The following is a 21,656-nucleotide window of genomic DNA, read 5'->3' as shown; positions in this document are numbered from 1 at the left end:
ATTTTTACTGTATGATTAAGCGGTTACGTAGCTAATCACAAAGTCGGTGATCTTCACCATGTCATCAACAGCGATGAACTCTTCTGTGGTGTGCACTTTAGACATACCTGTAGATAGGTTTACTGTCGTTAAACCTTTCTCGTTGAAGTTGTTAGCATCGCTGCCACCGCCTGTATGCTTAGTGTTTGCTTCAACACCGTTTGACGCAAACACTTCTTTGATTTTCAGAACGTGAGCATCATCTTCAGCGATAACAAACGCGTCGTAAGCGCGAGTTGACTCAATCTCCACCTCTGCACCAAACTTCTCTGCTGATGCTTGGAATGTCTCAACCATGTGGTTAACTTGAGCAGTAAGTTTGTCGCTATTTAGAGAGCGCGCTTCTGCAACGACTGTTAGCTCAGGCATAACAATGTTTGTTGCTTGACCGCCGTGTACTGAACCGATGTTTGCTGTGGTCTGCTCGTCGATGCGCAGTAATTTCATGTTAGCGATAGCGTCCGCTGCAACCATAGCGGCACTGATGCCTTCTTCTGGCGCAAGACCTGCGTGAGCTGGACGACCTTTGATCTTAGCGACGATTTTTTGCTGACCAGGTGCACCAGTAACGATAGTGCCGATAGGACCGCCTGTATCCAATACGATAGCGTTTTTCGATTGAATGTAAGACATGTCGAAATGCTCAGATCCAAACAGACCACCTTCTTCATGAACCGTGAATGCAACTTCAATCGTTTTGTGTTCGCGGTTTTGCTCCTGTAAGCAACGAACGGCTTCCATCACTGCCGCGATACCTGACTTGTCATCACCACCAAGGATCGTGTCGCCTTTTGAGCGGATGATGCCATCTTCGATGATAGGCTCGATACCGATGCCCGGTGTGACTGTGTCCATGTGAGCACTGAAGACGATGCTGCCTTCTTGTTTGCCCTCTAAGCGTCCGTAGACGTTAAAGCCATTGGTGTATTGCTCTGGTACTGGCAATTTGCTTACCACAAAGCCTAGCTCACCAAGTTGCTCAGCAATCGCTTCAGCAACGGCTTTTTCGTTGCCAGATTCACTGTCGATTTTTACTAGTTCACAAAAATGGTTCACGAGGCGCTCTGTATTTACTTGAGTCATGGGGTCACTTCACGTTATGAAACAGGGAAGACCACTTTACACGTTACTGAACATCCTAAGACCTGAGGTAAATCAATAAAAGTGTCGCCTTGCAGTCAATCTGACTGTCTTTTGGACTATTTTTGTGCTGAAAATTTGTAACAAGCTGCAATCGTAGTGGTTATGACAATGAAGCACCCTAACCATTGCACTGGGGTCATGGTTTCACTTAGGAACAGGCTAGCAAACAGCAAACCAAACATTGGCTCAGTACCCATAAGTAATGATGCCTGACTAGCTGGCAAGTGTTTCACTGCGTAATTTTGTACAAAGAACGCCAGTAATGTGCAACAAAGCGCTAGATAGAGTAGGCTCGCCCAATCCTGACTATTGAGTGTTTGTAGAGTTCTTATCAGTGCGGGTCTCTCTGAATCTAATAGGACGAGACAGAAACTGATAAGCGTAACTACTGACAGTTGAATTAGGGTGATAATTTCTATTTGCAATGGTGTTTTAGTAAATGCTTTACGGCACGTAACGACCATCACGGCTCGAAGTAGGGCTGCGATGATCACCAAACCAACCCCAAGATCTATGCTCAGCTCACTAGGGCTTGCTATCATCACCAGGCCAGTAAAACCTATACTGCAAAACAGCATGATTCCTTTGGGAAGTTTGACTTTGAGCCATGCAGTTTCGAGTAATGGTGTAAAGAGCACGCATAGACTAATCAATACAGCGACTTGCCCAGCTTGAACCAGTTTAACAGCCCACGTTTCGGTTAAGAAAATGCAGCTCAAGATAAGCCCAGTGGAAATGCCGACTTGTAGGTAGCGACGCCACTGAGAAGTGAATACTCTGGTTTGTTGTTTGAAATAGATAACGCTCATTAGGACAGCACAGCTAATGACAAAGCGAACCAAAAGCAGTTCGACAACGGAAAGCTGATTCAGTATCTGTTTGGAGACACCGTAGCTTGTGCCCCAAACAATCGAGACTACGAGTAATCCTATGATTGCCCAATGAAATGAGATCTTGTTAGCGAAATTTGTTTCCATATGTGTTGTTGTAATAAAGTTCAATATAAGTATATGTTCTACTATGCTAGCTTATGAATATAAGCGTGATAATACTTCCAAACCTCATAGGACTTGTGACTCATGGACACAAATAAGCTCATGGCATTACTGCCGGACATCGTGGCGTTTGTCACGGTTGTTGATTCAGGTAGCTTTACAGCAGCGTCGCAAAGATTGGGAGTAACTCCATCAGGTGTTAGCCGTCAGATTAGTCGTCTAGAGGCCGCCTTGAATGCAGATTTGCTAGAGCGTACGACGAGAAAGCAAGTGACAACGGAAATGGGCAAAGTGGTTTACGAATTCAGTCAGAAGATCATTGATTCAGCTGACGATATAGTTCACGTGACGAGCCAAGAGTTAGGTGAGGTGACAGGCGAGTTGCGCATTGCAGCGCCTAAAGCGTTTAGCCGCCGTATCTTACAACCACTGATGCTTGAATTTTTAGCCAAATACCCAAAAGCCAAACTACGTTTGATGGTCAGTGATGAGTTTGTTGACCCGTTTGGGCATAACCTTGACTTTGTGTTTGAACTGACTCACTTCCCGAGGGAAAACCTGGTTGCGAAGTCGCTAGGGCATACTAATGCAGTGTTGTGCGCCAGTCGAAGCTATTTGCAATCGCATGGTATTCCTTTTCATCCAGACAACTTATCGCAGCATGATTGCCTGTACCTTAATGAGCAGCCAAATGACAATGTTTGGCGTTTTTCAAAGGGTGGAGAGGATGTCAAAGTCGAGGTAGAAGGACCATACTCGGTCAACCATTCAGAAATTCGCCTTAACGCAGTTAAGCAAGGGTTGGGAATAGGCATATTCCCAGAATTTGTGGTTGAAGAGGCGATTCAAAACGGTGAAGTCATTCAAGTGCTTCCAGAATGGCGAGTAATCTCACGCTATCAAGGTGAGATCACGTTGCAGTTTCCTCAGTCGAAATTCATGCCGGCTCGAAGACGCGCGTTTATCGACTTTATGGTCGCATCACTAAACCCAGAGCCTTAGATTGACCGGGAAGCGGTAAGTTAAGCTCCGCAGGATCTCGATTAAATAAAGCGCGTTGGATAGTCAGTAAAGATGGCGTCTACTTTATCTAAGTATTTGAACGATTTTGGGTTGTTTACTGTATAGCACCAAATTTCTACTTCAAGTTCACGCAGCATATTAAGGTGGTTAGCGGTTAGCCATTTGTAGTCTAAGTGGCAACTGAATGCGTTGACGTTTTGAATGCTGGCAATGGCTTTGCGGTTCAATCGTTTGGCAAGCACACCAAGACGTGTTCCCAATTTTGCTTCGAACAGTACTTGCATTACTTCAGCGCTGAAGCTGGAGATAATAAGACATTCTCTATCTATAGAATGGATATCCAGTACCGATTTGAGCAAAGAGACAACATGGTTGGCGTCGTGGCGATCGATCTTGACCTCAAGGTTGATGCACATATTGTGCTGGTGACAAAAATCGAGCAATTGTACTAGCGTCATGATGCGCTCTTGCTCAAACGCGTCTGACTTCCAAGCCCCAAAATCAAGCTTACTAAGCTGCTCGAGCGTTTGCTCATCAATGCGTCCCTTTCCGTTACTGCAGCGGTTCACGGTATGGTCGTGACAGACCACTAAAATATTATCTTTGGTTGGTTGAATATCCACTTCAATCCATTGTAATCCTAGCGCGTGCGCCTGTTGAATACTGACCATGGTGTTCTCTGGGTGAGTCCCTGCTACACCTCTATGACCAACATAAATGACACTCATAAATGAACCTCAGAAAGCGATGTCTATCGCTATATATAATAGGCCTTGTTGCAATATTGTTAATGTCGAGTTATCTTGCGACAAGGTAGTCTGACCAGTTAGCAAGGCTTATGAAAATCCATCAGATTTCAGGTTATATCCAACAGATCTATCTCGCTGAGTATCCAGATAAACTGCTGTTACTGGATGGGGCGAGCCGAGCTGATGTCGGTACAATTTTACGCTATATTCGTGACGAACTGAATCGTCCTATTTCTGATTTAAAAGCTATTGTGGTAACACATATGCATCCTGATCACGCGGGGGCGGCTCATAGACTGAAAGCGTTAACAGGCGCAAAAATTGTCTCCAGTGCCCAGCCAAAAGCTTGGTATTCGGGTGTGGATGGAGTGATGATGCATCTGACAGATTTGGTTTTAGCTTGGTATATGGCCAATCGAATGGGAAAGCCCGGACGAAACCTATGGTATCGACGCAAACTCATTGTCGATTATGCGGTAAATGATGGTGACACTGTGCCACATTTTGATGATTGGCAAGTACTCAACACCCCGGGGCATACCGATCGCGATATTTCGGTGTATCACGCTGAGCAATCGACGATTTACGTTGCCGATCTTATGGTGGAAGTGAAGAAGCGACTCATCGCGCCTTTTCCCGTTTTCCACCCTAACCAATACCGAAGCTCGATTGATAGGGTATACAAACTCAATGCTGAGACGGTGTTATTGGCGCATCGTGGGCCGGTAGCCTTCGATGATGAGGCGAGGCTGCATATCCTCGACACAGCACCAAGGAGACCTGTTACTCATTGGCGCGTGACGAAGATTAAACTCAAAAGCTTGGTCAATTCTTTGCTGACTAGGATGTCTTGAGAAATAGCTAGTTAAGCTGTGCTTTATCGTGATTTGGGAAGATCAAGTTGTCGGTAGCAAAACCCGCCTCTTTGGCGCGCTCGACATACTTTTCAAGTTGGCTGGCTTCAATTGTTGGCGTTCGAGACAGGATCCAAAAGTAATTGGAATTGTAGCCACTCACCAAAGCGACAGAGTAGTCCGGTTCTAGGTAATAAACCACGTAACTGCCGTAAAATGGACCAAAGAACGAGACCTTCAAATGAGCAATATCTTCAGACTCAACAAATTTGGCTTTGCCTTCTGCCTCAGACCATTCTTGGTCTTCTGTATCCCAGCCGCGATTGAGTACTTTTACGCTGCCGTCTTCATTGAGTGAGTAAGTGGCAGATACATTGTCTAAACCGCGCTCGAAGCTGTGATCCAATCTTGCGACTTCGTACCATTTGCCGAGATAGCGGTCGAGCTCAAAGTTGTTGACAGGTTTAACGCTCTCCGGCATGCCAGTACAGCCAAGGAGTAATACGCTGATAGAAATCAGCAAACATTGACGTAGTAGTTTCATCCTAAAACCTCTAATAGATTGGTTACTTATTGAATATACGCCATTTTGTGTTGATAAGACTACAAAGATTGCATCTATTGAATATTGCGCTTAATCTGAGCAGGTCTAGATTCTATTGCCGTTGGGTATAACGAAACACATGTTCGAGATTTTTATCGTTTTTGCGTTGCTGGTGGGCTTTTCCATGGCTGCGCTTAAATACTTTGTAAAGCAAGAGGATACAAAGTCCTATCAATACAAGGTAAAAGGACCTATTTTATCGTCCGCGCAGACCGCCTTTTACAATGCATTAAAAGAGGCCGTGGGTGAGCATGGGGTGATCTTAACCAAAGTTAGCATGGCAAACGTCGTGACACCTCAACAAATGAAGAGCAAGAAGCAGTGGTTTATCGCCAACAATGTGATAGCCAAAAGCTACTTTGATTTTGTTGTTTGTGACCCACGAACGATGCAGCCTCGAGTCATTATCGAATATGACAATGGACAAAAGCTCCATAAAGGCAAAATAGAGCGTCAGAAGCTGATAATGCAGGTATGTAAGTCTGCAAACATTCCGCTTATTGGTGCATCGGTCAAACTGAGCTACCAAGTCGGCAAAATTCGCCGTTTGCTTGCCGCTCATATCGACTTAATTGAGCCAGACAAAGAAGTGCGTTTTTGTAAGCGTTGTGGCAGCCCAATGAACATCAAAACGGCGATGCAGGGCGAGTTTAAAGGGCGACGCTTTTTCACATGTAGCCGCCAACCATTGTGCCAGTACACAGAGAACTACAATGTGGTATTCGATGACGAACAATCGGCATAACCAGTCAGTTTAGTTGTTTCATTAATTCGCCAAAGAGCTGATAGGCTTCACATTTTTTCGGCGCTTACGCATAAAAAAGAGTCGAATTGATGGCGAATAGAGCAAACGACACCAAAAACACAAAAATGTGCTTGCACAGCTAAGGTAGTCTGGTTAATATCCTTCTCGTTCCAGAGAGATGGGTCCGTAGCTCAGTTGGTTAGAGTACTACCTTGACATGGTAGGGGTCGGCGATTCGAATTCGCCCGGACCCACCATCCTTCTCTGAATGGTTATTCAGAATGGAACAAAAATTTGGGTCCGTAGCTCAGTTGGTTAGAGTACCGCCTTGACATGGCGGGGGTCGGCGATTCGAGTTCGCCCGGACCCACCAAATTTAACAACAAAGCCAAGCGTTTAGCTTGGCTTTGTTGTATCTGGTGTTTAGCCATTTCTCACCACTTTCAATAATCACAATCCCTCTGAGAAGAACCTTACTTGAGAATGCTTTGTTGCGTAATTCGGTCAGAAAACTAAATAGCCTTAGCTTGAGTGATTCTTACACAATATACTGAGTGTCAGGCATACCAAACCCTGTAAGCTTGTTCAGCGCTTTAATCATGGCGTAAATTTCACCAACCTGAGCATTGTAATTTCTCAGGCTTAACTTCCCACCAAGCAACTGCTTTACACGATACATGGCTGTTTCTGAGAGTGAACGCTTGTGACAACCATACCGCTTTTTCCACTTTTTGTTGGAGCCGTAAAGCTTTTGGCAACCCACAGCCAAATTGCGAGGGTGTCCTTTCTCCCAGAAGGCAGCCCCTTCTCTTGGTGCGCTCGTTTAATCCGTATGGAGTCATGGCAATTTCTTGTGTCGTAAGCACCATCTCCAGATATCTCCAGATATCTCGATGATTTGTAGACGTGTTTGCTTGAGCAAATTAGGAAGGATTTCTGCATCAGTGACATTTGATAAACTCAACTCTGCTGCTACTATCTCCTGAGTGCTAGTATCAACTACTAAATGCAGCTTTCTCCAGACTCTACGCTTCCCGTCAGTACCATGCTTCTACTCACGTATAGCTTCCTCATCAATCCAGAAAGTGAGTGAACCACGGTTGGTTAGGGTTTTGTTATACTGTTTCCAGTTAGTTGTTTTGCAACGAGGTTTTAGCATAAGGCTACGATGGTTAACTGACGTAGTCGATCAGATCGTAAGTTCCTGATTTAGTTCCATCGAATTATAGAAATAACCAAGCTGAGATCAAGCTTTATTTCGGCAATGATGGAAGTAAAGTTTAACTTATTGAATTTATACAAAAACAGCGCCATAAGGCGCTGTTTTGTTTGGAAGGAGTTGCCAGACTATGCGTTGGCTTCTTCGAAAGAGGCTTGTTTTTTCTTGAGTAGACGGCTGGTAATGGTACCCGCTGTCATGGCGCCTGATACGTTTAGTGCCGTACGTGCCATATCAATAAGAGGCTCGATTGAGATCAATAGGGCTGCAATCGTGACTGGAAGACCCATAGCAGGTAGTACAATGAGCGCAGCAAAGGTCGCGCCGCCGCCTACACCAGCAATACCAAATGAGCTGATGGTGATGATAGCAATCAACGAAAGAATAAAGTTAAAGTCCATCGGGTCGATACCAACCGAAGGCGCAACCATGACGGCTAGCATCGCAGGGTAGATACCCGCACAGCCATTTTGGCCGATTGTCGCACCAAATGAAGCTGAAAGGTTCGCAATCGCTGGTGGCACGTTCAGTTTTGTTACCTGCGCTTCCACGTTCAGAGGAATCGTTGCCGCTGAGCTTCGAGATGAGAATGCGAAGGTCAGTACAGGCCAGATCTTCTGGAAGTACTCTTTCGGGCTAACACCAACAAGTGAAACCAGTAGGCCGTGCACAACAAACATTAGGAAGATAGCAAGGTAAGACGCAACGATGAAACCCAGCAGGTTAAGAATATCGCCCGCGCTTGATGTTGCTACCACTTTTGTCATTAGAGCCGCGATGCCGTATGGCGTTAGTGCCATGATCATCTTAACCAAACGCATTACGATCGATTGAGTCGCTTCAACGAAAGTGCGGATTGGTGATTCTAACTCTTCTTTTTCCGCCATCACTTTACGTGCTGCGATGCCTGTTAGAACACCGAAGATCACAACGGCGATAATAGACGTTGAGCGAGACCCCGTTAGATCAGCAAATGGGTTTGTTGGAATAAAGCTCACTAACATCTGTGGAATGGTGAGATCACTTACGCGGTCAACTCGGTTCTCTAGTACTGCGATACGAGCCGTTTCACGAGCGCCTTCAGTCAGTCCCTCTGCACTTAGGCCAAATACTTGGGTAACAACAATACCGATAAGGGCAGAGATAGCTGTCGTTGCCAGAAGAATAGATATTGTCAGGCCGCTAATTTTGCCTAGTGATCCGCCTTTTTCAAGCTTCACGACCGCTGCAATCATAGAGACTAGTACAAGTGGCATTATGATCATTTTCAGCAGACCAACATAGCCGCGACCAACAACGTTGACCCACTCTAGAGTGCCACCAATAGCTGCATGACCTTCACCAAACAGAAGCTGTAGTCCAAGACCAAATGCGCTACCTAAAACCAATCCAAAAAGTACTAAGCGAGAGAGTGTGTGGTTTTTTTGCTGCTGTCCATACAAGAAATAGAGAATGCCCAAAAATACCGCGAGCGACGCGATAACCGCAATTGACATATAAAGAATCCTTTTTTTTCAACTGACGAAGTCCCAACATAAGATGTGGGAAATGGAAGTGTGGATGGCTAAAGTAACGTTTGCAGTGCACAGATGACAATAAGTAAAAGTTATTACTTAGAGGTGTAAGTTATATAGAGCGAGGTTGTTAGATATATTTTACGAGTCAGTTGGCGTATTCGCTCAGTAGATCGCGCATGTTTGCTGAGTTGTATGCGACGGATCTGGCATTGTTAGGCTGTAACACACTGTATAGCATGGCTTTTGCAACAAGCTCTGCAGGGATTGGGGTGAAGGCGCGCAGTGAGCCGAACATAATAGGGGAGATCACCGCGAACAGTTTTTGCACCAGTACTTCGTCGCTACGAATGTCGACTTCACGCCCTGCGAGTGGACCGGGTCTGACAAAGACGACATGCTCAAAGCCCATTTGATTGATGCGTTGTTCCACTTTGCCTTTGCATTTTAAGTAGTGAGAGAGTGAGCGAGGTGAAGCGCCCAAACTGGACACAATAGCGATACGTTTAACACCAATCATCTTCATGGTTTGAGCAACGTCGCAGACTAAGTCGAGGTCGATCTTCTCTAATGCGGCTTTACTGCCGGCTTTATTTAATGTGGTGCCCAAACAGATAAAACCAAGGGTTGGGGTAGGGTGGGTATCATCCCAATCGGTGATCCTAAGCGCACCGTCCATAATTTGGTGTGTTTTATTATGGGTACTTTCAAGCGGGGAGCGGCACAGTGCGTAAACGGTATCGATATGCGATGTTTCCTCAAGTAGGGAAAGCAACTTACCACCAACCAGTCCAGAGCTTCCGGCAATAATCGCATTGTAGTTGTGCTGCATAAAAAAGTCCCACTCATCAAGGTGTAGTGGGACTATAGTCAAAATCTAGCTAACATGTTGTGATTACATAGACATATAGATGAACCTAATCAATTTCCGCCGCCGTTAGATCTTGTTTTCTTAACTTCTCTCGAAGCGTTTCCATTGCCACTTTCTGAATTTGTCGCACTCGTTCGCGTGTCACGCCAACAATACTGCCCACTTCTTCGAGTGTTTTAGGCTCATCATCAAGAAGGCCGAATCGGTGATAGAGAATGGTCTTATGTTTATCTGGCAAGCCATCAACTAAGCTGACCAATTCTTTGTTTAAATTCTGTGTGACAATGTCACGTTCTGGTAGTTCGAACACGTCGTCATCGTCGATAGTTTGCAGGTGATCTTTCTTATCGCCATCGTCATCCCAACCATTGTCGAGGGACAGTGACTGCTCTGATAGCTTAAGTAACTTACTTACCTCGCCTGCAGAGCGGCCAGTTTTCTCTGCAATTTCTGCAAAGGTAGGCTCATGTTTGCCTTCTCTTCGTAGTTGATGGGCGGCCTTGCTGCATTCGCGAATTTGCTTGGTCACATGAACGGGAACGCGGATAGTGCGTCCTTGGTTCATAATAGCGCGGTCTATTGATTGCTGGATCCACCAAACCGCGTAAGTTGAAAAGCGGTAGCCAAGCTCGGGATCAAATTTGTCGACAGCCTGAATGAGACCAATGTTGCCTTCGTTAATGAGGTCATAAAAATCGAGTCCGCGATTGGCGTAGCGTTTTGCGGTTTTGATGACTAGGCGTAAATTGGCGTTTATCAAACGCTGTCTTGCTTCTACATCGCCCGTGCGAGCCTTTCGAGCTATAAGTCTTTCTTCTTCGGCGGTGAGCAGGTTGTGGTTAGATACCTGTTTAAAGTAGCTAGTACCAATATTGGCAGCATCATCCTTGTGTGTGGAGCTTCGTTGAGCACGGTTGTCTTCAAGTTTCACATTAACTCCTTACCAACTGCGTCATTGGTTTATTATTAGTCTTATAATTGATGTGAATGCATGCTCACATCAATACTGTAAATTACTATAACTTCGTAACAATGAACAGCGTACGCTTATCAAGTAATTGCACATATTTGCAACATTCGCGTGCGTGCTAGGGTGAATATTTGTTTGTTTATAGAAAATAAGAATCGTTCTTATACGGGTTGTATTTTTGACTGATAAAAATGTTGATTTGTATCATGTTGAAATAACAGCTTATTCGACTATTTATAAATATGATTATTAACTTTAAAAACCATAAAGGATGATTACTGATGCTGTTGTAAACTTGAGTTTTCGGAATTGGTTTACAGGAGGTTGAGTCGTGGTGGTTTAGGGTGTACTGTTATACACTTGAGATACGTTGGAGTAATTGACTGATTTTTTTGTGGTTAAGTCTGGTTTTTAGGTCATGAAAGTGTCATGGGTAGTGGTTTCGACTGTAATTAAAGCTATTGTTTATTTATGTGATTTTAAGTCAAAAAAGCAATGCAACAAACAGTCTGTTACTTAGTGTCTTTACAAAGATTTTACAGTCCGAGTGTAATTTATAAATTTATTGTCAAAGTCGAAAAGACGAGTCTTCTATCATTTTTCTACAATAGTGAGTGCTATTAACACATTTCATTAAACTTTAGTCTAAGCTAGCGTTAAGAATAATAAATAATAGTTTGGACACAACAGAATGAATACAGAACTCAAACAAAAAATCGAAGAATTATTGTTGCTCGCTAAGTCTCAAGGCGTTTCAATTATTGGTGTTGTTGATTCCCCCGAAAGCGATGATTGTCGTATTTTTAAGTCACTAGAGTTGGACTGTAAAGCGGGTACTCGCAATTTAGACAGTTTGTTGATGGGGCAGCACTGCAAAATGGATAAGGAGTGCTGTAAAACGTGTAACTTGGCGAAACCTCGAGTCTCTGATTACGGTTTGGCGATCCTGTTTTCAGAGTTACGCGAAGAGGAAACGGTTTAGCTTTTGATTTCGTACTCTATGTGAGTAAGCGACTAACGCAAACGTCTGGCAAACGTGCGTAGCTATGTCGTTACGATGCCAGATCTGTTGTTCGCTTACTCTTTAACTGTGAAAGTCAAACTCCTACTATCTCCCTGCTATTGAATTCTTTTCATGCACTTACAGACCTAACTTCAGTTGGTTTGAAAGCCCGATACGCGTACACTAGTAAGCAAACCATCAAGGATTAGGCGAGAGCAGATCTTGCTTGAGACCAACCTAGCGAAATGGACACCATGCTAAGCAACCAATTTGACCCTCAGATTAAAAATCACATCGAGCAAAAAACCAAACCACTCGGCGCTCTTGGTGAGTTAGAACACGTCGCCGCGCAGCTCGCCAGAATTCAAAGTCACTCCCGTGGCCAGTTTGTAAATACAATAGCCCTGTCTAACCCCAAGGTAGTGGTGTTCGCAGGCGATCACGGCATCGCAGAGCAGGGCGTGAGTATTGCGCCGAGTACGGTGACACAGCAAATGGTGACAAACTTCCTTGCTGGTGGGGCAGCGATCAACTGTTTTTGTCGAGCGAACGATATTAATTTTCAAGTGGTCGACTGCGGCATGTTAGCACCTATGGAAACCCAGTCTTCTCAGTTAATACTCAGCCGTCTTGGCTGTGGAACCGCAGACTTTTCAACTCAGCCAGCAATGAGCGCATCGCAGCTTGCTCAAGGTATTGAGGGCGGACGCGAGACTGTGAATCAGTGCGTGGAGAGCGGAGCTGATTTATTGATTTTTGGCGAGATGGGGATTGGCAATACCAGTTCAGCATCCGCTCTGCTTTCCGCGTTGACCGATCTTTCGGTTTCAGAAAGTGTTGGTCTTGGCACTGGTATTAATCCAGAACAACTGTCGAGAAAGACGGCTTTGGTTGAACAAGCGCTGTCTCGCTTTGATGAGCGAGACGTAATGACGGTTCTAGCGCAGCTAGGCGGATTTGAAATTGTCCATATGGTTGGTGCGTTTTTGGAATCAGCTAAACAGCAGGTTCCGGTATTGGTCGATGGCTTTATTGTCTCAGTTGCCGCGTTAGCCGCATGTAAGCTTGAGCCGTCAGTGCGTGACTATCTGATTTTTTCTCATGTCTCTAATGAAGGTGCGCATCGTTTTGTTTTGGATGAGCTTAACGCATCACCGTTACTGGATTTGTCTTTGCGCCTTGGTGAGGGCACAGGTGCAGCATTGGCACTGCCTCTCATTCGTTGTGCGGTTGAATTTTACAATGAAATGGCGAGCTTTGAGAGTGCTGGAGTAACGGTGTGAGTGAGCGAGTCTCGTATTGGCGCTATCAGTGGCAACTGTTCTGTTTGGCGCTGAGTTTTTTCTCAAGGCTGCCGATACCCGCTAGTACCCCATACTCTACTGAAAGAATGAATCGAGCTGGGCGCTATTTCGCTTTGGTTGGTGTGCTATTAGGTGCCTTATGCGGAGGATTTTTTACGCTTGTTAGCGGGCTTTTTCCAGTCAGTATCGCAGTCGTCATTACCATGGTGTTTAGCCTGCTGCTCACCGGTGCGTTTCACGAAGATGGGCTAGCAGACATGGCCGACGGTATTGGCGGAGGGATGACGCAAGAGCGCCGCCTAGAGATCATGAAAGACAGCCGTCTTGGCACTTATGGTGTGGCGACCTTAGTCATGTCTCTGCTTTTGAAATATACCGCTTTGGTCGAGCTGTCCACACAAGTTAACCTATTTGCTGTTTTCATTATCGGTTACTCGTTCAGTCGCGCTGTTGCCGCTTCGCTTATTTCCGCGATGCCTTATGTGTCCGATCCGAAAGGGAGCAAGAGTAAACCCCTTGCCAATACACAGACCCCAGGTGAACTGGTATTTTTGGCACTGTGTGGCGTGTTGCCTGCCTTGATGTACGACATGACGTTGGCGGCGTTACTGATTGCTTTTGCCTTGGTATTTCGATTCGTATTTACTAAATGGCTTCTGGCACGTTTAGGTGGTTTTACGGGGGACTGCTTAGGTGCCGCGCAGCAGTTGGTTGAGCTCATGACCTACGTGCTAATGTTGATGGTTTTGAGGGTGTAGAGAGATAGCGATGACGGTAGAGTTAGTGTTGGGCGGTGCCCGTTCTGGTAAGTCGCGCTTTGCAGAGCAAAGAGTCCTCTCATTATGTGAGCCGGGTGAACGTAACCAGTGTGTTATGACCAAACATTATTTAGCAACCTCTGAACCGTTGGATGAGGAAATGCAGCGACGCATTGCTCATCATCAGCAGCAGCGCGGTGATGGCTGGACAGAGTGGGAAGTCCCCCTAGAGTTGTCGGCCGCACTGATGGCATTTTCCAGTCGTGATGTGGTCTTGGTCGAATGCTTAACCTTGTGGCTCAACAATGTCATTTATTATGCACAGCAAAGCGGCGGTGACGTAGAGCGAGAGATTGAGCGTGCTATTGCATCGTTGGTCGAAAGCCTAGAACGTTGTGAGGCCCACATTGTATTGGTATCTAATGAAGTTGGCCTTGGTGTGGTGCCGTTGGGCGAAGTTTCACGTTTGTTTGTCGACAATGCCGGAAGAATGAATCAGCGCGTCGCTGCGATCGCGCAGCAAGTGACGCTGGTGGCGGCTGGATTGCCTCTGATGCTAAAGGGAGCTACTCAATGAAAGTGAACGTGTTTCTACTGCGTCACGCGAAAGTCGATGGTGACGCTGCCCTTTATGGTCATACTGATGTTGGTGTGAAGGCTGAGCAAAATAGTCAGGCGCTACAAGCTTTATTGAATAGTTCTCTTGATGTAAATCGAGTCATTAGTTCACCATTGTCTCGATGTATGAGCCTCGCAAAGCCCTTCACCGAACAATCTGGCATTGATCTTAGTATCGAACCAGCATTCGCTGAAATGGATTTTGGTGATTATGATGGCGTGCCTTTTGACCGTATGTCAGAAGAAGAGTGGCAAACGCTAGAGCCGTTCTGGTCGACCCCCGCAACGTGCCAGTTACCCAATGCAGAAACCCTTGACGATTTTCACTTGAGAGTGAGCAGGGCTTGGCATAGGCTCATTCAAACCAATCAACACGCCCTTCTTGTCTGTCACGGCGGAGTCATTCGCCAAATTTTAGCAGATGTGCTCGACCTTGATTGGCGCAATCCTAAGCTTTACGCGGCGCTTGCGATTGGTAATGCGACCGTGACACAGCTGCAGTTTGATTCGCGCTATCCGTCGATAATCAATGTTAAGGTGATTGGGCAGCCGATCGCTTCTTTTGCGTAGATGGATTGAATCTGAAGCCACCTAATCTAGTACCACAGAATCTTCCTAACTGATTGAAAATTATTAAGCATTGATAATGGGTGTGACTGTCTCCATATTAGTTCGTATATGTATTGCTATTTGCACAGTCACATAACGATCTACTAGGGAAAGCTTATGAAAAACGCGGTTTGGGATTTATCGATTGCCTATCAAGGATTGAATGACCCCAAGGTTGAACAAGACATTGAGCTGATTCAACGCTCTATTTCATTACTGACTCATCATCAAGAAGAACGCCAGCACGTGGTTGCGATGCAAAACGCGATTCAGACCATGGAAGCGGCGAGCACCTTGCTTAATACGGTAAGCACTCTGGCAAACTGCTATGCCTCGACCAATGCCCAAAACACCCAAGCTAAACAGCTGATTGGCCGATTGTCTCAATTGAGCTCGGAACTGGAACAAGCATTCAGCCCTTATGAAAATGTTCTAGCATTTGCCGACGTCGCTTTTATTCAGCAAGTCCTCGATCACGATAACCCCTCGGTAGCGGGTCAAGGTTTTCAAATTGAGCTTCTCCAGCGTAAAGCACAAACTCAACTGAGTATTGCTGAAGAGCAGTTGCTGTCAGCAATGCAGGTTGATGGTCGCGACGCGTGGGGACGTCTCTATGACAACATTACTGGATCACTCAGCATCACGATTGAAACTGAGCAGGGCACTGAAACGTTAGGCTTCTCAGCGGCGGCTAGCCTTTTGTATGGTGGCGATTTTGCGAAACAAGAAGCGGCTTGGAAAGGGATTCAAGCTGCAATGAAGGCGAACGACACTTCTTTTGCAGCCATCGTGAATGCGCTAGCTGGCTGGCGACACAATGAGGGGAAAAAGCGCTCTCACAATAGCGAAGAGCACTTTCTCGATCCAAGCCTAAGAGCGAATCGCATTCAACGTGAGACCTTAGAAGCAATGATGTCGGTGGCAAAAAGCCATCGTGCTATTGGCCAAAAAGCAGGTAAGCTGATGGCGAAAGTCCATAGCCTGCCAAAAATGACGCCGTGGAACCATCTTGCTGCTATGCCGCCATTAGGTAACGGCGAAGCCAAAGTCTACGAGTTTGCAGAAGGCATTGAAGTGATCAAATGTGCCTTTGAACAAGTGAATCCAGAGATGGCTGAGTTTGTACAAACGATGGTCGATAACGGTTGGATAGATGCTGAGCCATCAGAAAACCGTCGCCTTGGCGCTTACTGCACGCAGCTTGCTGCCACTCGTACACCTCTTGTGTTCATGACTTGGGGTGGCAGTCGCTCTGACCTACTGACGCTTGCTCACGAACTTGGCCATGCATTCCACAATTGGGTGATGCGTGATTTGCCGCTATGTCGCACTAGCTATCCAATGACCCTCGCGGAAACGGCCTCTATCTTTGCTGAAAATATCGTGCGTGATTATCTGCTGGAACAAGCAAAAACCAATGAAGAAAAGCTGGAGATGTTGTGGGAGGAGTTGTCGTCTGCTTATGCACTCACCATCAATATTCCGGTTCGTTTTGAATTTGAAAAAGCGTTCTATCAAGCACGCCAAGAGAGTGAGCTTGATGCAGAACAGTTATGTGATTTGATGTCGACAACCTGGTCGGAGTGGTACGGTGACTCGATGGAGGGTACTGACCCTTACTTCTGGGCGAGTAAACTGCACTTTAGCATCTCTGAACTGAGCTTTTATAACTACCCGTATTTATTTGGCTACTTGTTTAGTCAGGGCGTGTATGCGCAGCGTGAGCAAAAAGGGGATAGCTTCTATCCTGATTATGTGGCGCTGCTTCGAGATACGGGTTCGCATCTTGCGGAAGATGTGGTGTTCAAACATATGAACAAAAATCTTACGCAAGCGGAGTTTTGGGAACAAGGCATGCAAAGCTTATCAATGAAAATTGATGAGTTTGAAGCACTTCTTAACGAGATTGGTCGATAGCACTGCTTAGCCCTCATCAGTATTATGGTTTTACCGCTGATGAGGGCAAACTGGCTTTAAGTGGCCTGTTTTTTGAGCAGTTTGGGGTTTTTCTCCCCAAGTAACGCGACTTACTTCGATAAACGCGATCATATTCGTATAATTTTCTCTCTTGTTTCATTACCATACCGCTGTTAGATAGGGAGCAGCGCATGACGAAATCGTTTTTTCGCCAGTCATTTCTAAAAGATACTTTAGAAACCGAAACTGAATTCACCGCAATATCAAGAACGACCGACGACGGAGTAGAGTTCAATCACCGCTATCGTGGTGTCTTGGAAATCACACCTTGTGAGCTTGACGAGGACAGTGAGAACATCATCATTTCCTGTGGCATCCACGGTGATGAAACCGCGCCAATGGAGCTGGTCGATAAGATCGTTGACGATATTGAATCGGGTTTTTTAAAGCTCAAGGCGCGCTGTTTGTTTATCATCGCACATCCAGAAGCGACCAACCGTCACACACGTTTTATCGATGAGAATCTGAACCGTCTTTTCGGTAATCAAGAGGGCACTGTGAGCCGCGAAGTCGCAATAGCCAAGCACCTTAAAAAGCTTGTGAACGACTTTTATCAAGATACGGCGGTTGAGCGTCGCTGGCACCTTGATTTGCATTGTGCTATCCGCGAGTCTAAGCACTATTCTTTTGTGGTGAGCCCTAAAACTCGACATGCAGTGCGCAGTAAAGCCTTATTTGATTATGTGTCCAGCGCTCATATGGACGCTGTGCTGCTGTCTAACGCTCCGTCGAGTACTTTCAGTTGGTTCTCAGCCGAGAACTACGGTGCACAGGCGCTGACAATGGAACTAGGTCGCGTGGCTCGCATTGGCGAGAACGATCTGACCAAGCTTCTAGCATTTGATTTAGCAACCCGAGACTTGCTGGCTGCTGAGAAACCTGAACACTTGGCCAAGACACCTATCATCTATCGTGTTTCTCGCACTGTTGTTCGTCACCATGACGACTTCGACTTCTTATTTGACGATGATGTCGAGAACTTCACTGAATTTAAGCATGGGGAAGTATTCGGTCATGATGGTGACAAACCGTTGATGGCGAAAAATGATCACGAAGCGATCGTATTCCCAAATCGCAAAGTAGTGATAGGGCAAAGAGCGGCTCTCATGGTGGTTAAAGTGGCAACTCGCTATGAGGATGACCAACTGGTCTACGATTAACAGAAAATCAGTGGCGTTCTTAAGCGCGGCTGTTATGCTCCTCTAATGGAATTCAATCAGTTACTGAATCAAAACCAAAGACGCTGGCACATCCTAATGATAGTGATGTCAGGCGTCTTATTTACTTGCGCGCTACTTCACCTTTCTGTTGGCGAAGTGTTCATCAATCCTTTTTCTCCGCAATCTGCGCTAGAGTCTCGTCTTCTATACGATCTGCGTATGCCTAGGCTATTTGCCGCAGCCGCGATTGGCGCTGCGCTGGCGCTATCTGGTGCTTCGCTTCAAGTTTTATTGGGCAATGTGTTGGCCGAACCGGGTGTGCTCGGTATTTCTGGTGGTGCTAGTTTAGGCATGGTGCTGGTGCTGTTTGCTTTTCCTGCTGCAGCGACGCCGTTAGGATTTATGCTCGCTGGCGTTCTTGGGGCACTTGGCTTTACGCTTATTCTTGTCTCGATGGCAAAAACGCTGCGACTGACCACGACTCGCTTGTTGTTAGTTGGGGTGGCATTAGGTATTTTGTCCGGTGCTGTAGTGACGTGGGCGTTTTACTTTAGTGATGATTTGAGCATTCGTCAGCTCATGTATTGGCTTATGGGCAGTGTTGGTGGCGTGAGTTGGTATCAGCACACTCTCACGATTGCCATGATTCCAGTGGCTATTTGGCTATGCAGCAAAGGCGCAGCGCTCGATAAGCTTATGGTTGGGGAAATCCACGCTAAGCAACTCGGTATCGATGTACTTCGGATCCGGTGGCAATTGATACTCGCCGTCTCGTTGTTGGTGGGTGGCTCTGTCGCACTCGGTGGCGTTATCAGCTTTGTAGGTTTGGTCGTGCCGCATCTTTTGCGCTTGGCCTTCGGTACTGAGAATCGATACTTGCTGCCGCTATCAGCGCTGACTGGCGCGGCTTTATTGGTGGTCTCCGATATCTTAGCGAGAACGGTGTTAGACTCTGCAGAGTTGCCCGTTGGCGTCATGACGACGACTATCGGTGCTCCTGTGTTTATTTGGATGTTGCTAAGAAACCATGATTCAAGTTCATAACCTCGCCATTGGTACTCGACTTTTGCCCGCTAGTCTTTCATTTCCAGAAGGGCAGCTTACCCATGTTATCGGTCCAAATGGCAGTGGTAAGAGTACCTTGCTGGCTGCGCTAGCCGGTGTGCTTAACTATGAAGGGCAGGTGGACATTGCTGGCATGGACTTAGCTGGGATGTCACTCCCTGGTATGGCGACGATACGTGCTTATTTACCACAGGCTGCGCGCCCTGCCTTTAACATGCCTGTGTATCAGTATCTGTCGTTATCCATTCCTAATGAGCAGAATAGTTCTAACGGAAAGGATGGTGAAGCAGTACTGAACCAAGCCATCTCTGATATCACTGAGCTTTTAAAGCTCGATATCATGCTGTCGAGGACGGTGCATCATTTGTCGGGTGGTGAGTGGCAACGAGTCAGGCTCGCTGCATGCTGCTTGCAGATCTGGCGCCCATTGAATCCTCATTCAAAAGTCTTGATTCTTGATGAGCCGGCGGCGCCCCTTGATGTTGGGCAAGAGAAATACCTCAATCAGTTAATTGAGCTTGTGACGTCTCAAGGGCTTTCAGTGGTGGTGGCGAATCACGATTTAAATACCACGCTTAGACGTGCGGATCATGTAGTGATGCTCAATAATGGTGTCGTTGAAGCCGTCGGAACAGGCGATGAAGTTCTGACGCCAGAGAATATTGGGTCCGTATATCAAACCTCGGTCAGCAAGATAGAAGTGAACGGCAAGCCGTTATTGATCTTCAATGAATGAAGCTAAAATTGAAGTGGTTGGAGAATCGATAAGATTAAAAACGGCCTCTGTTGAGGCCGTTTCTTTAGAAGGTTTTACACAAGCGGTGACAAGTCCGCAGGGCGGTAGTAGACCGACTTTAACACTTTGCCTTTACGAATAGTCTTCGCTTCTGAAACGAAGTCTTCTGCGCATTTAGCGATAATGTATTCGCCTTTAGTCACGGCCATCAGCTTGATGCCTTGCTCAGCGTAGTGCGCTTCTGTTTCTTGGTATTCTTTTTCGTTGCGGCACACTTTACTCATGTTGCTTGAGTGAATTTCATCCCAGCATTTGATGAACTCGATGTCGCGGTTTGCTGCAACGTGCAGAAGCAGTTCAATTAGGTAGCTGATCGCAACGTTATCTTCTACTTTGCTGTCGCCAAGATGAACCAAACGACCCATCAAAACATACACTGAATCGATGATTGCGTCCGCTTGTTCAACTTTCGAGTCCGCTTCTGCAAGCTCTGTCATTTCTTCGATAGCCAGTGAGCTATGAAGCGTGTCTGCTGCATCATCTAGTGATCTAGCATCATTAACTGGAAGATCAAACGTCGTACGGAACTCGGTAATATCGCGGTATAGGTGATCAAAGATCGGTTGGGTAAGTTTGGTTAGTTTCATCGATTTTGCTGTTTGATAATTGGTGATGAGATCCTATCAGAGCAGAGGTTTATGCGCTACACCGATGGTCATTTTCTTGAGACGCGAATATCGACCAACGCGCACTCTTTTACTCTGATATTGTTTTTAGGCGCGAATAAAGGTAGCATTCTTACACAATTCAATTGGTTGACTGAATTGTAAATATCGCCAATACGTCTATTTGGGTGATGACCTAGTCGCTTGTGTCATCATGCCAACAGTTTCAAAGAGTACGCGTACTTTTTGGAAAACGTCGTTTCGGATTAGGGTCCCGAGTCGTCGTATTAAAAGGCCACCTTTCGGGGTGGCCTTTTAACCGTTTTCTTAGACTAGAGTTCTTGGAACTAGTTTTCTTGGAACTGATGATAAAACGTATCAAACTGTCCCCACATCTCAAGCAGCAGTCTAACGTAACGAGTATCGATAAACTTACTGTCGATATGATTGCGACCTTCCATAATCACTAAGTAGTGTAGGGTTACTTCTGAAGCACTGGGTATTTTATCCCAGATTTCGACTGCGTGTGTTGCAGAGGGTGCCTGATAACTTGCTAGCTCGACACCAGTTTTGCCAACGTTAGTAAATATCGTGAGCGCCAGACTCATTGGGCGTCCTTATCGCTTGGTGTGCCTCATTCTTCAAGATTATCAATTGAGCCGTAATTCTTAAAGTAAAGGAATGTAAGAGTTTCATCGATTCCCCACACTTAAGCTGATTTTGCTCGTTGTGTAGGGAAGCTGTTGAGAATCACGACTTAGCGTGAAGAGCAAATGGTGGGTAGGTAGTTTGCTCTGTGGGTGGTTACTCAGGACTTGCTTGCTTTGCTACCGTTTGTGAAACGACGACTTGCTGTTCAGCCGCTTGGCTGTGGTCGTACTGATCGATGACATCATAAATAACGACATAGCCGACCAAAAGGCAAAGCGGGATAAATTTGATCCAAGGTTTCATGGTGATGCTCTCAATAGGTGAATATCGATACCTTAGCAGCGACAGGCGCCATTGAGTATCGACATTATCGTAACCTAATAT

The 21,656-nt window shown here is 45.9% G+C and carries 22 protein-coding genes, 2 tRNA genes and 1 pseudogene; 14 read left to right on the top strand and 11 right to left on the bottom strand.

The features are described 5' to 3' along the window. Positions 1-15: 15 nt before the first annotated feature. Positions 16-1,122, bottom strand: coding sequence for a M20/M25/M40 family metallo-hydrolase (locus ACJB0T_RS09560; RefSeq protein ID WP_353496416.1), 1,107 nt, complete (start codon positions 1,120-1,122; stop codon positions 16-18). Positions 1,123-1,238: 116 nt separating this feature from the next. Then, complete coding sequence (locus tag ACJB0T_RS09555; protein ID WP_479290511.1) at positions 1,239-2,159, bottom strand: DMT family transporter; 921 nt, start codon at positions 2,157-2,159, stop codon at positions 1,239-1,241. 102 nt (positions 2,160-2,261) lie between these two features. On the opposite strand from ACJB0T_RS09555, the gene ACJB0T_RS09550 reads away from it, so the two are divergent. Continuing rightward, complete coding sequence (locus ACJB0T_RS09550; RefSeq protein ID WP_446648346.1) at positions 2,262-3,179, top strand: LysR family transcriptional regulator; 918 nt, start codon at positions 2,262-2,264, stop codon at positions 3,177-3,179. Positions 3,180-3,220: 41 nt separating this feature from the next. Here the strand turns inward: ACJB0T_RS09550 and ACJB0T_RS09545 are convergent, their stop codons facing one another. After that, positions 3,221-3,928: a glycerophosphodiester phosphodiesterase family protein gene (locus ACJB0T_RS09545; protein WP_479290507.1), complete on the bottom strand. Its 708-nt coding sequence runs from the start codon at positions 3,926-3,928 to the stop codon at positions 3,221-3,223. Positions 3,929-4,038: 110 nt separating this feature from the next. On the opposite strand from ACJB0T_RS09545, the gene ACJB0T_RS09540 reads away from it, so the two are divergent. Then, on the top strand, positions 4,039-4,803 hold the full coding sequence (locus tag ACJB0T_RS09540) for an MBL fold metallo-hydrolase (protein WP_479290504.1): 765 nt from the start codon (positions 4,039-4,041) through the stop codon (positions 4,801-4,803). 7 nt (positions 4,804-4,810) lie between these two features. Here the strand turns inward: ACJB0T_RS09540 and ACJB0T_RS09535 are convergent, their stop codons facing one another. Next, entirely contained in the window at positions 4,811-5,347 is a 537-nt protein-coding gene (locus ACJB0T_RS09535; protein WP_479290503.1) for a lipocalin family protein, read from the bottom strand. Positions 5,348-5,486: 139 nt separating this feature from the next. On the opposite strand from ACJB0T_RS09535, the gene ACJB0T_RS09530 reads away from it, so the two are divergent. From ACJB0T_RS09530 to ACJB0T_RS09520, 3 genes are all read left to right on the top strand, one after another. Then, positions 5,487-6,152, top strand: coding sequence for a DUF2726 domain-containing protein (locus tag ACJB0T_RS09530; RefSeq protein ID WP_479290501.1), 666 nt, complete (start codon positions 5,487-5,489; stop codon positions 6,150-6,152). A 180-nt stretch (positions 6,153-6,332) separates the two neighbouring features. After that, a tRNA-Val gene (locus ACJB0T_RS09525) sits at positions 6,333-6,409 on the top strand. Between the two features lie 39 nt (positions 6,410-6,448). Continuing rightward, a tRNA-Val gene (locus ACJB0T_RS09520) sits at positions 6,449-6,525 on the top strand. A 165-nt stretch (positions 6,526-6,690) separates the two neighbouring features. On the opposite strand, the pseudogene ACJB0T_RS09515 reads toward ACJB0T_RS09520, so the two are convergent. From ACJB0T_RS09515 to ACJB0T_RS09500, 4 genes and pseudogenes are all read right to left on the bottom strand, one after another. Continuing rightward, positions 6,691-7,311, bottom strand: a pseudogene (locus ACJB0T_RS09515) (IS5 family transposase). A 188-nt stretch (positions 7,312-7,499) separates the two neighbouring features. Further along, entirely contained in the window at positions 7,500-8,867 is a 1,368-nt protein-coding gene (locus tag ACJB0T_RS09510) for an L-cystine transporter (protein WP_479290499.1), read from the bottom strand. 166 nt (positions 8,868-9,033) lie between these two features. Next, complete coding sequence (locus ACJB0T_RS09505) at positions 9,034-9,717, bottom strand: Rossmann-fold NAD(P)-binding domain-containing protein (protein WP_479290497.1); 684 nt, start codon at positions 9,715-9,717, stop codon at positions 9,034-9,036. Positions 9,718-9,802: 85 nt separating this feature from the next. Next, positions 9,803-10,687: a sigma-70 family RNA polymerase sigma factor gene (locus tag ACJB0T_RS09500; RefSeq protein ID WP_479290495.1), complete on the bottom strand. Its 885-nt coding sequence runs from the start codon at positions 10,685-10,687 to the stop codon at positions 9,803-9,805. Positions 10,688-11,417: 730 nt separating this feature from the next. Here ACJB0T_RS09500 and ACJB0T_RS09495 point away from each other — a divergent pair. From ACJB0T_RS09495 to btuD, 9 genes are all read left to right on the top strand, one after another. Further along, positions 11,418-11,708: a hypothetical protein gene (locus ACJB0T_RS09495; RefSeq protein ID WP_479290493.1), complete on the top strand. Its 291-nt coding sequence runs from the start codon at positions 11,418-11,420 to the stop codon at positions 11,706-11,708. 275 nt (positions 11,709-11,983) lie between these two features. Then, complete coding sequence (cobT, locus tag ACJB0T_RS09490) at positions 11,984-13,012, top strand: nicotinate-nucleotide--dimethylbenzimidazole phosphoribosyltransferase (protein ID WP_479292272.1); 1,029 nt, start codon at positions 11,984-11,986, stop codon at positions 13,010-13,012. Then, positions 13,009-13,791, top strand: coding sequence for an adenosylcobinamide-GDP ribazoletransferase (locus ACJB0T_RS09485; RefSeq protein WP_479290492.1), 783 nt, complete (start codon positions 13,009-13,011; stop codon positions 13,789-13,791). The genes cobT and ACJB0T_RS09485 overlap by 4 nt, the downstream gene beginning before the upstream one ends. 10 nt (positions 13,792-13,801) lie before the next feature. Continuing rightward, positions 13,802-14,368 carry a bifunctional adenosylcobinamide kinase/adenosylcobinamide-phosphate guanylyltransferase gene (gene cobU / locus ACJB0T_RS09480; RefSeq protein WP_479290490.1) on the top strand — a complete coding sequence of 189 codons (567 nt, stop codon included), beginning with the start codon at positions 13,802-13,804 and terminating at the stop codon, positions 14,366-14,368. Next, complete coding sequence (locus tag ACJB0T_RS09475; RefSeq protein WP_479290488.1) at positions 14,365-14,979, top strand: histidine phosphatase family protein; 615 nt, start codon at positions 14,365-14,367, stop codon at positions 14,977-14,979. Before cobU ends, ACJB0T_RS09475 begins: the two co-directional genes overlap by 4 nt. 156 nt (positions 14,980-15,135) lie before the next feature. After that, positions 15,136-16,935 (top strand): M3 family oligoendopeptidase, encoded by a 1,800-nt coding sequence (locus tag ACJB0T_RS09470; RefSeq protein WP_479290487.1) that lies wholly within the window; start codon positions 15,136-15,138, stop codon positions 16,933-16,935. Between the two features lie 191 nt (positions 16,936-17,126). Continuing rightward, on the top strand, positions 17,127-18,155 hold the full coding sequence (locus ACJB0T_RS09465; RefSeq protein WP_479290485.1) for a succinylglutamate desuccinylase: 1,029 nt from the start codon (positions 17,127-17,129) through the stop codon (positions 18,153-18,155). Positions 18,156-18,200: 45 nt separating this feature from the next. Then, positions 18,201-19,199: a vitamin B12 ABC transporter permease BtuC gene (btuC, locus tag ACJB0T_RS09460; protein WP_479290483.1), complete on the top strand. Its 999-nt coding sequence runs from the start codon at positions 18,201-18,203 to the stop codon at positions 19,197-19,199. Continuing rightward, positions 19,183-19,956: a vitamin B12 ABC transporter ATP-binding protein BtuD gene (gene btuD / locus ACJB0T_RS09455; RefSeq protein WP_479290481.1), complete on the top strand. Its 774-nt coding sequence runs from the start codon at positions 19,183-19,185 to the stop codon at positions 19,954-19,956. The genes btuC and btuD overlap by 17 nt, the downstream gene beginning before the upstream one ends. Before the next feature lie 74 nt (positions 19,957-20,030). Here the strand turns inward: btuD and ACJB0T_RS09450 are convergent, their stop codons facing one another. The 3 genes from ACJB0T_RS09450 to ACJB0T_RS09440 form a co-directional block, all read right to left on the bottom strand. Continuing rightward, positions 20,031-20,603: a nucleoside triphosphate pyrophosphohydrolase family protein gene (locus tag ACJB0T_RS09450; protein ID WP_479290480.1), complete on the bottom strand. Its 573-nt coding sequence runs from the start codon at positions 20,601-20,603 to the stop codon at positions 20,031-20,033. Between the two features lie 365 nt (positions 20,604-20,968). Further along, positions 20,969-21,229 carry a hypothetical protein gene (locus ACJB0T_RS09445; RefSeq protein ID WP_479290479.1) on the bottom strand — a complete coding sequence of 87 codons (261 nt, stop codon included), beginning with the start codon at positions 21,227-21,229 and terminating at the stop codon, positions 20,969-20,971. A gap of 196 nt (positions 21,230-21,425) precedes the next feature. After that, positions 21,426-21,575 (bottom strand): hypothetical protein, encoded by a 150-nt coding sequence (locus ACJB0T_RS09440; RefSeq protein WP_446648285.1) that lies wholly within the window; start codon positions 21,573-21,575, stop codon positions 21,426-21,428. Between the last annotated feature and the right edge of the window lie 81 nt (positions 21,576-21,656).

Source organism: Vibrio sp. CB1-5, from assembly GCF_059412285.1.
Note: the sequence above shows the minus strand (reverse complement) of the source record. Positions and strands in the feature narration are given on the sequence as shown.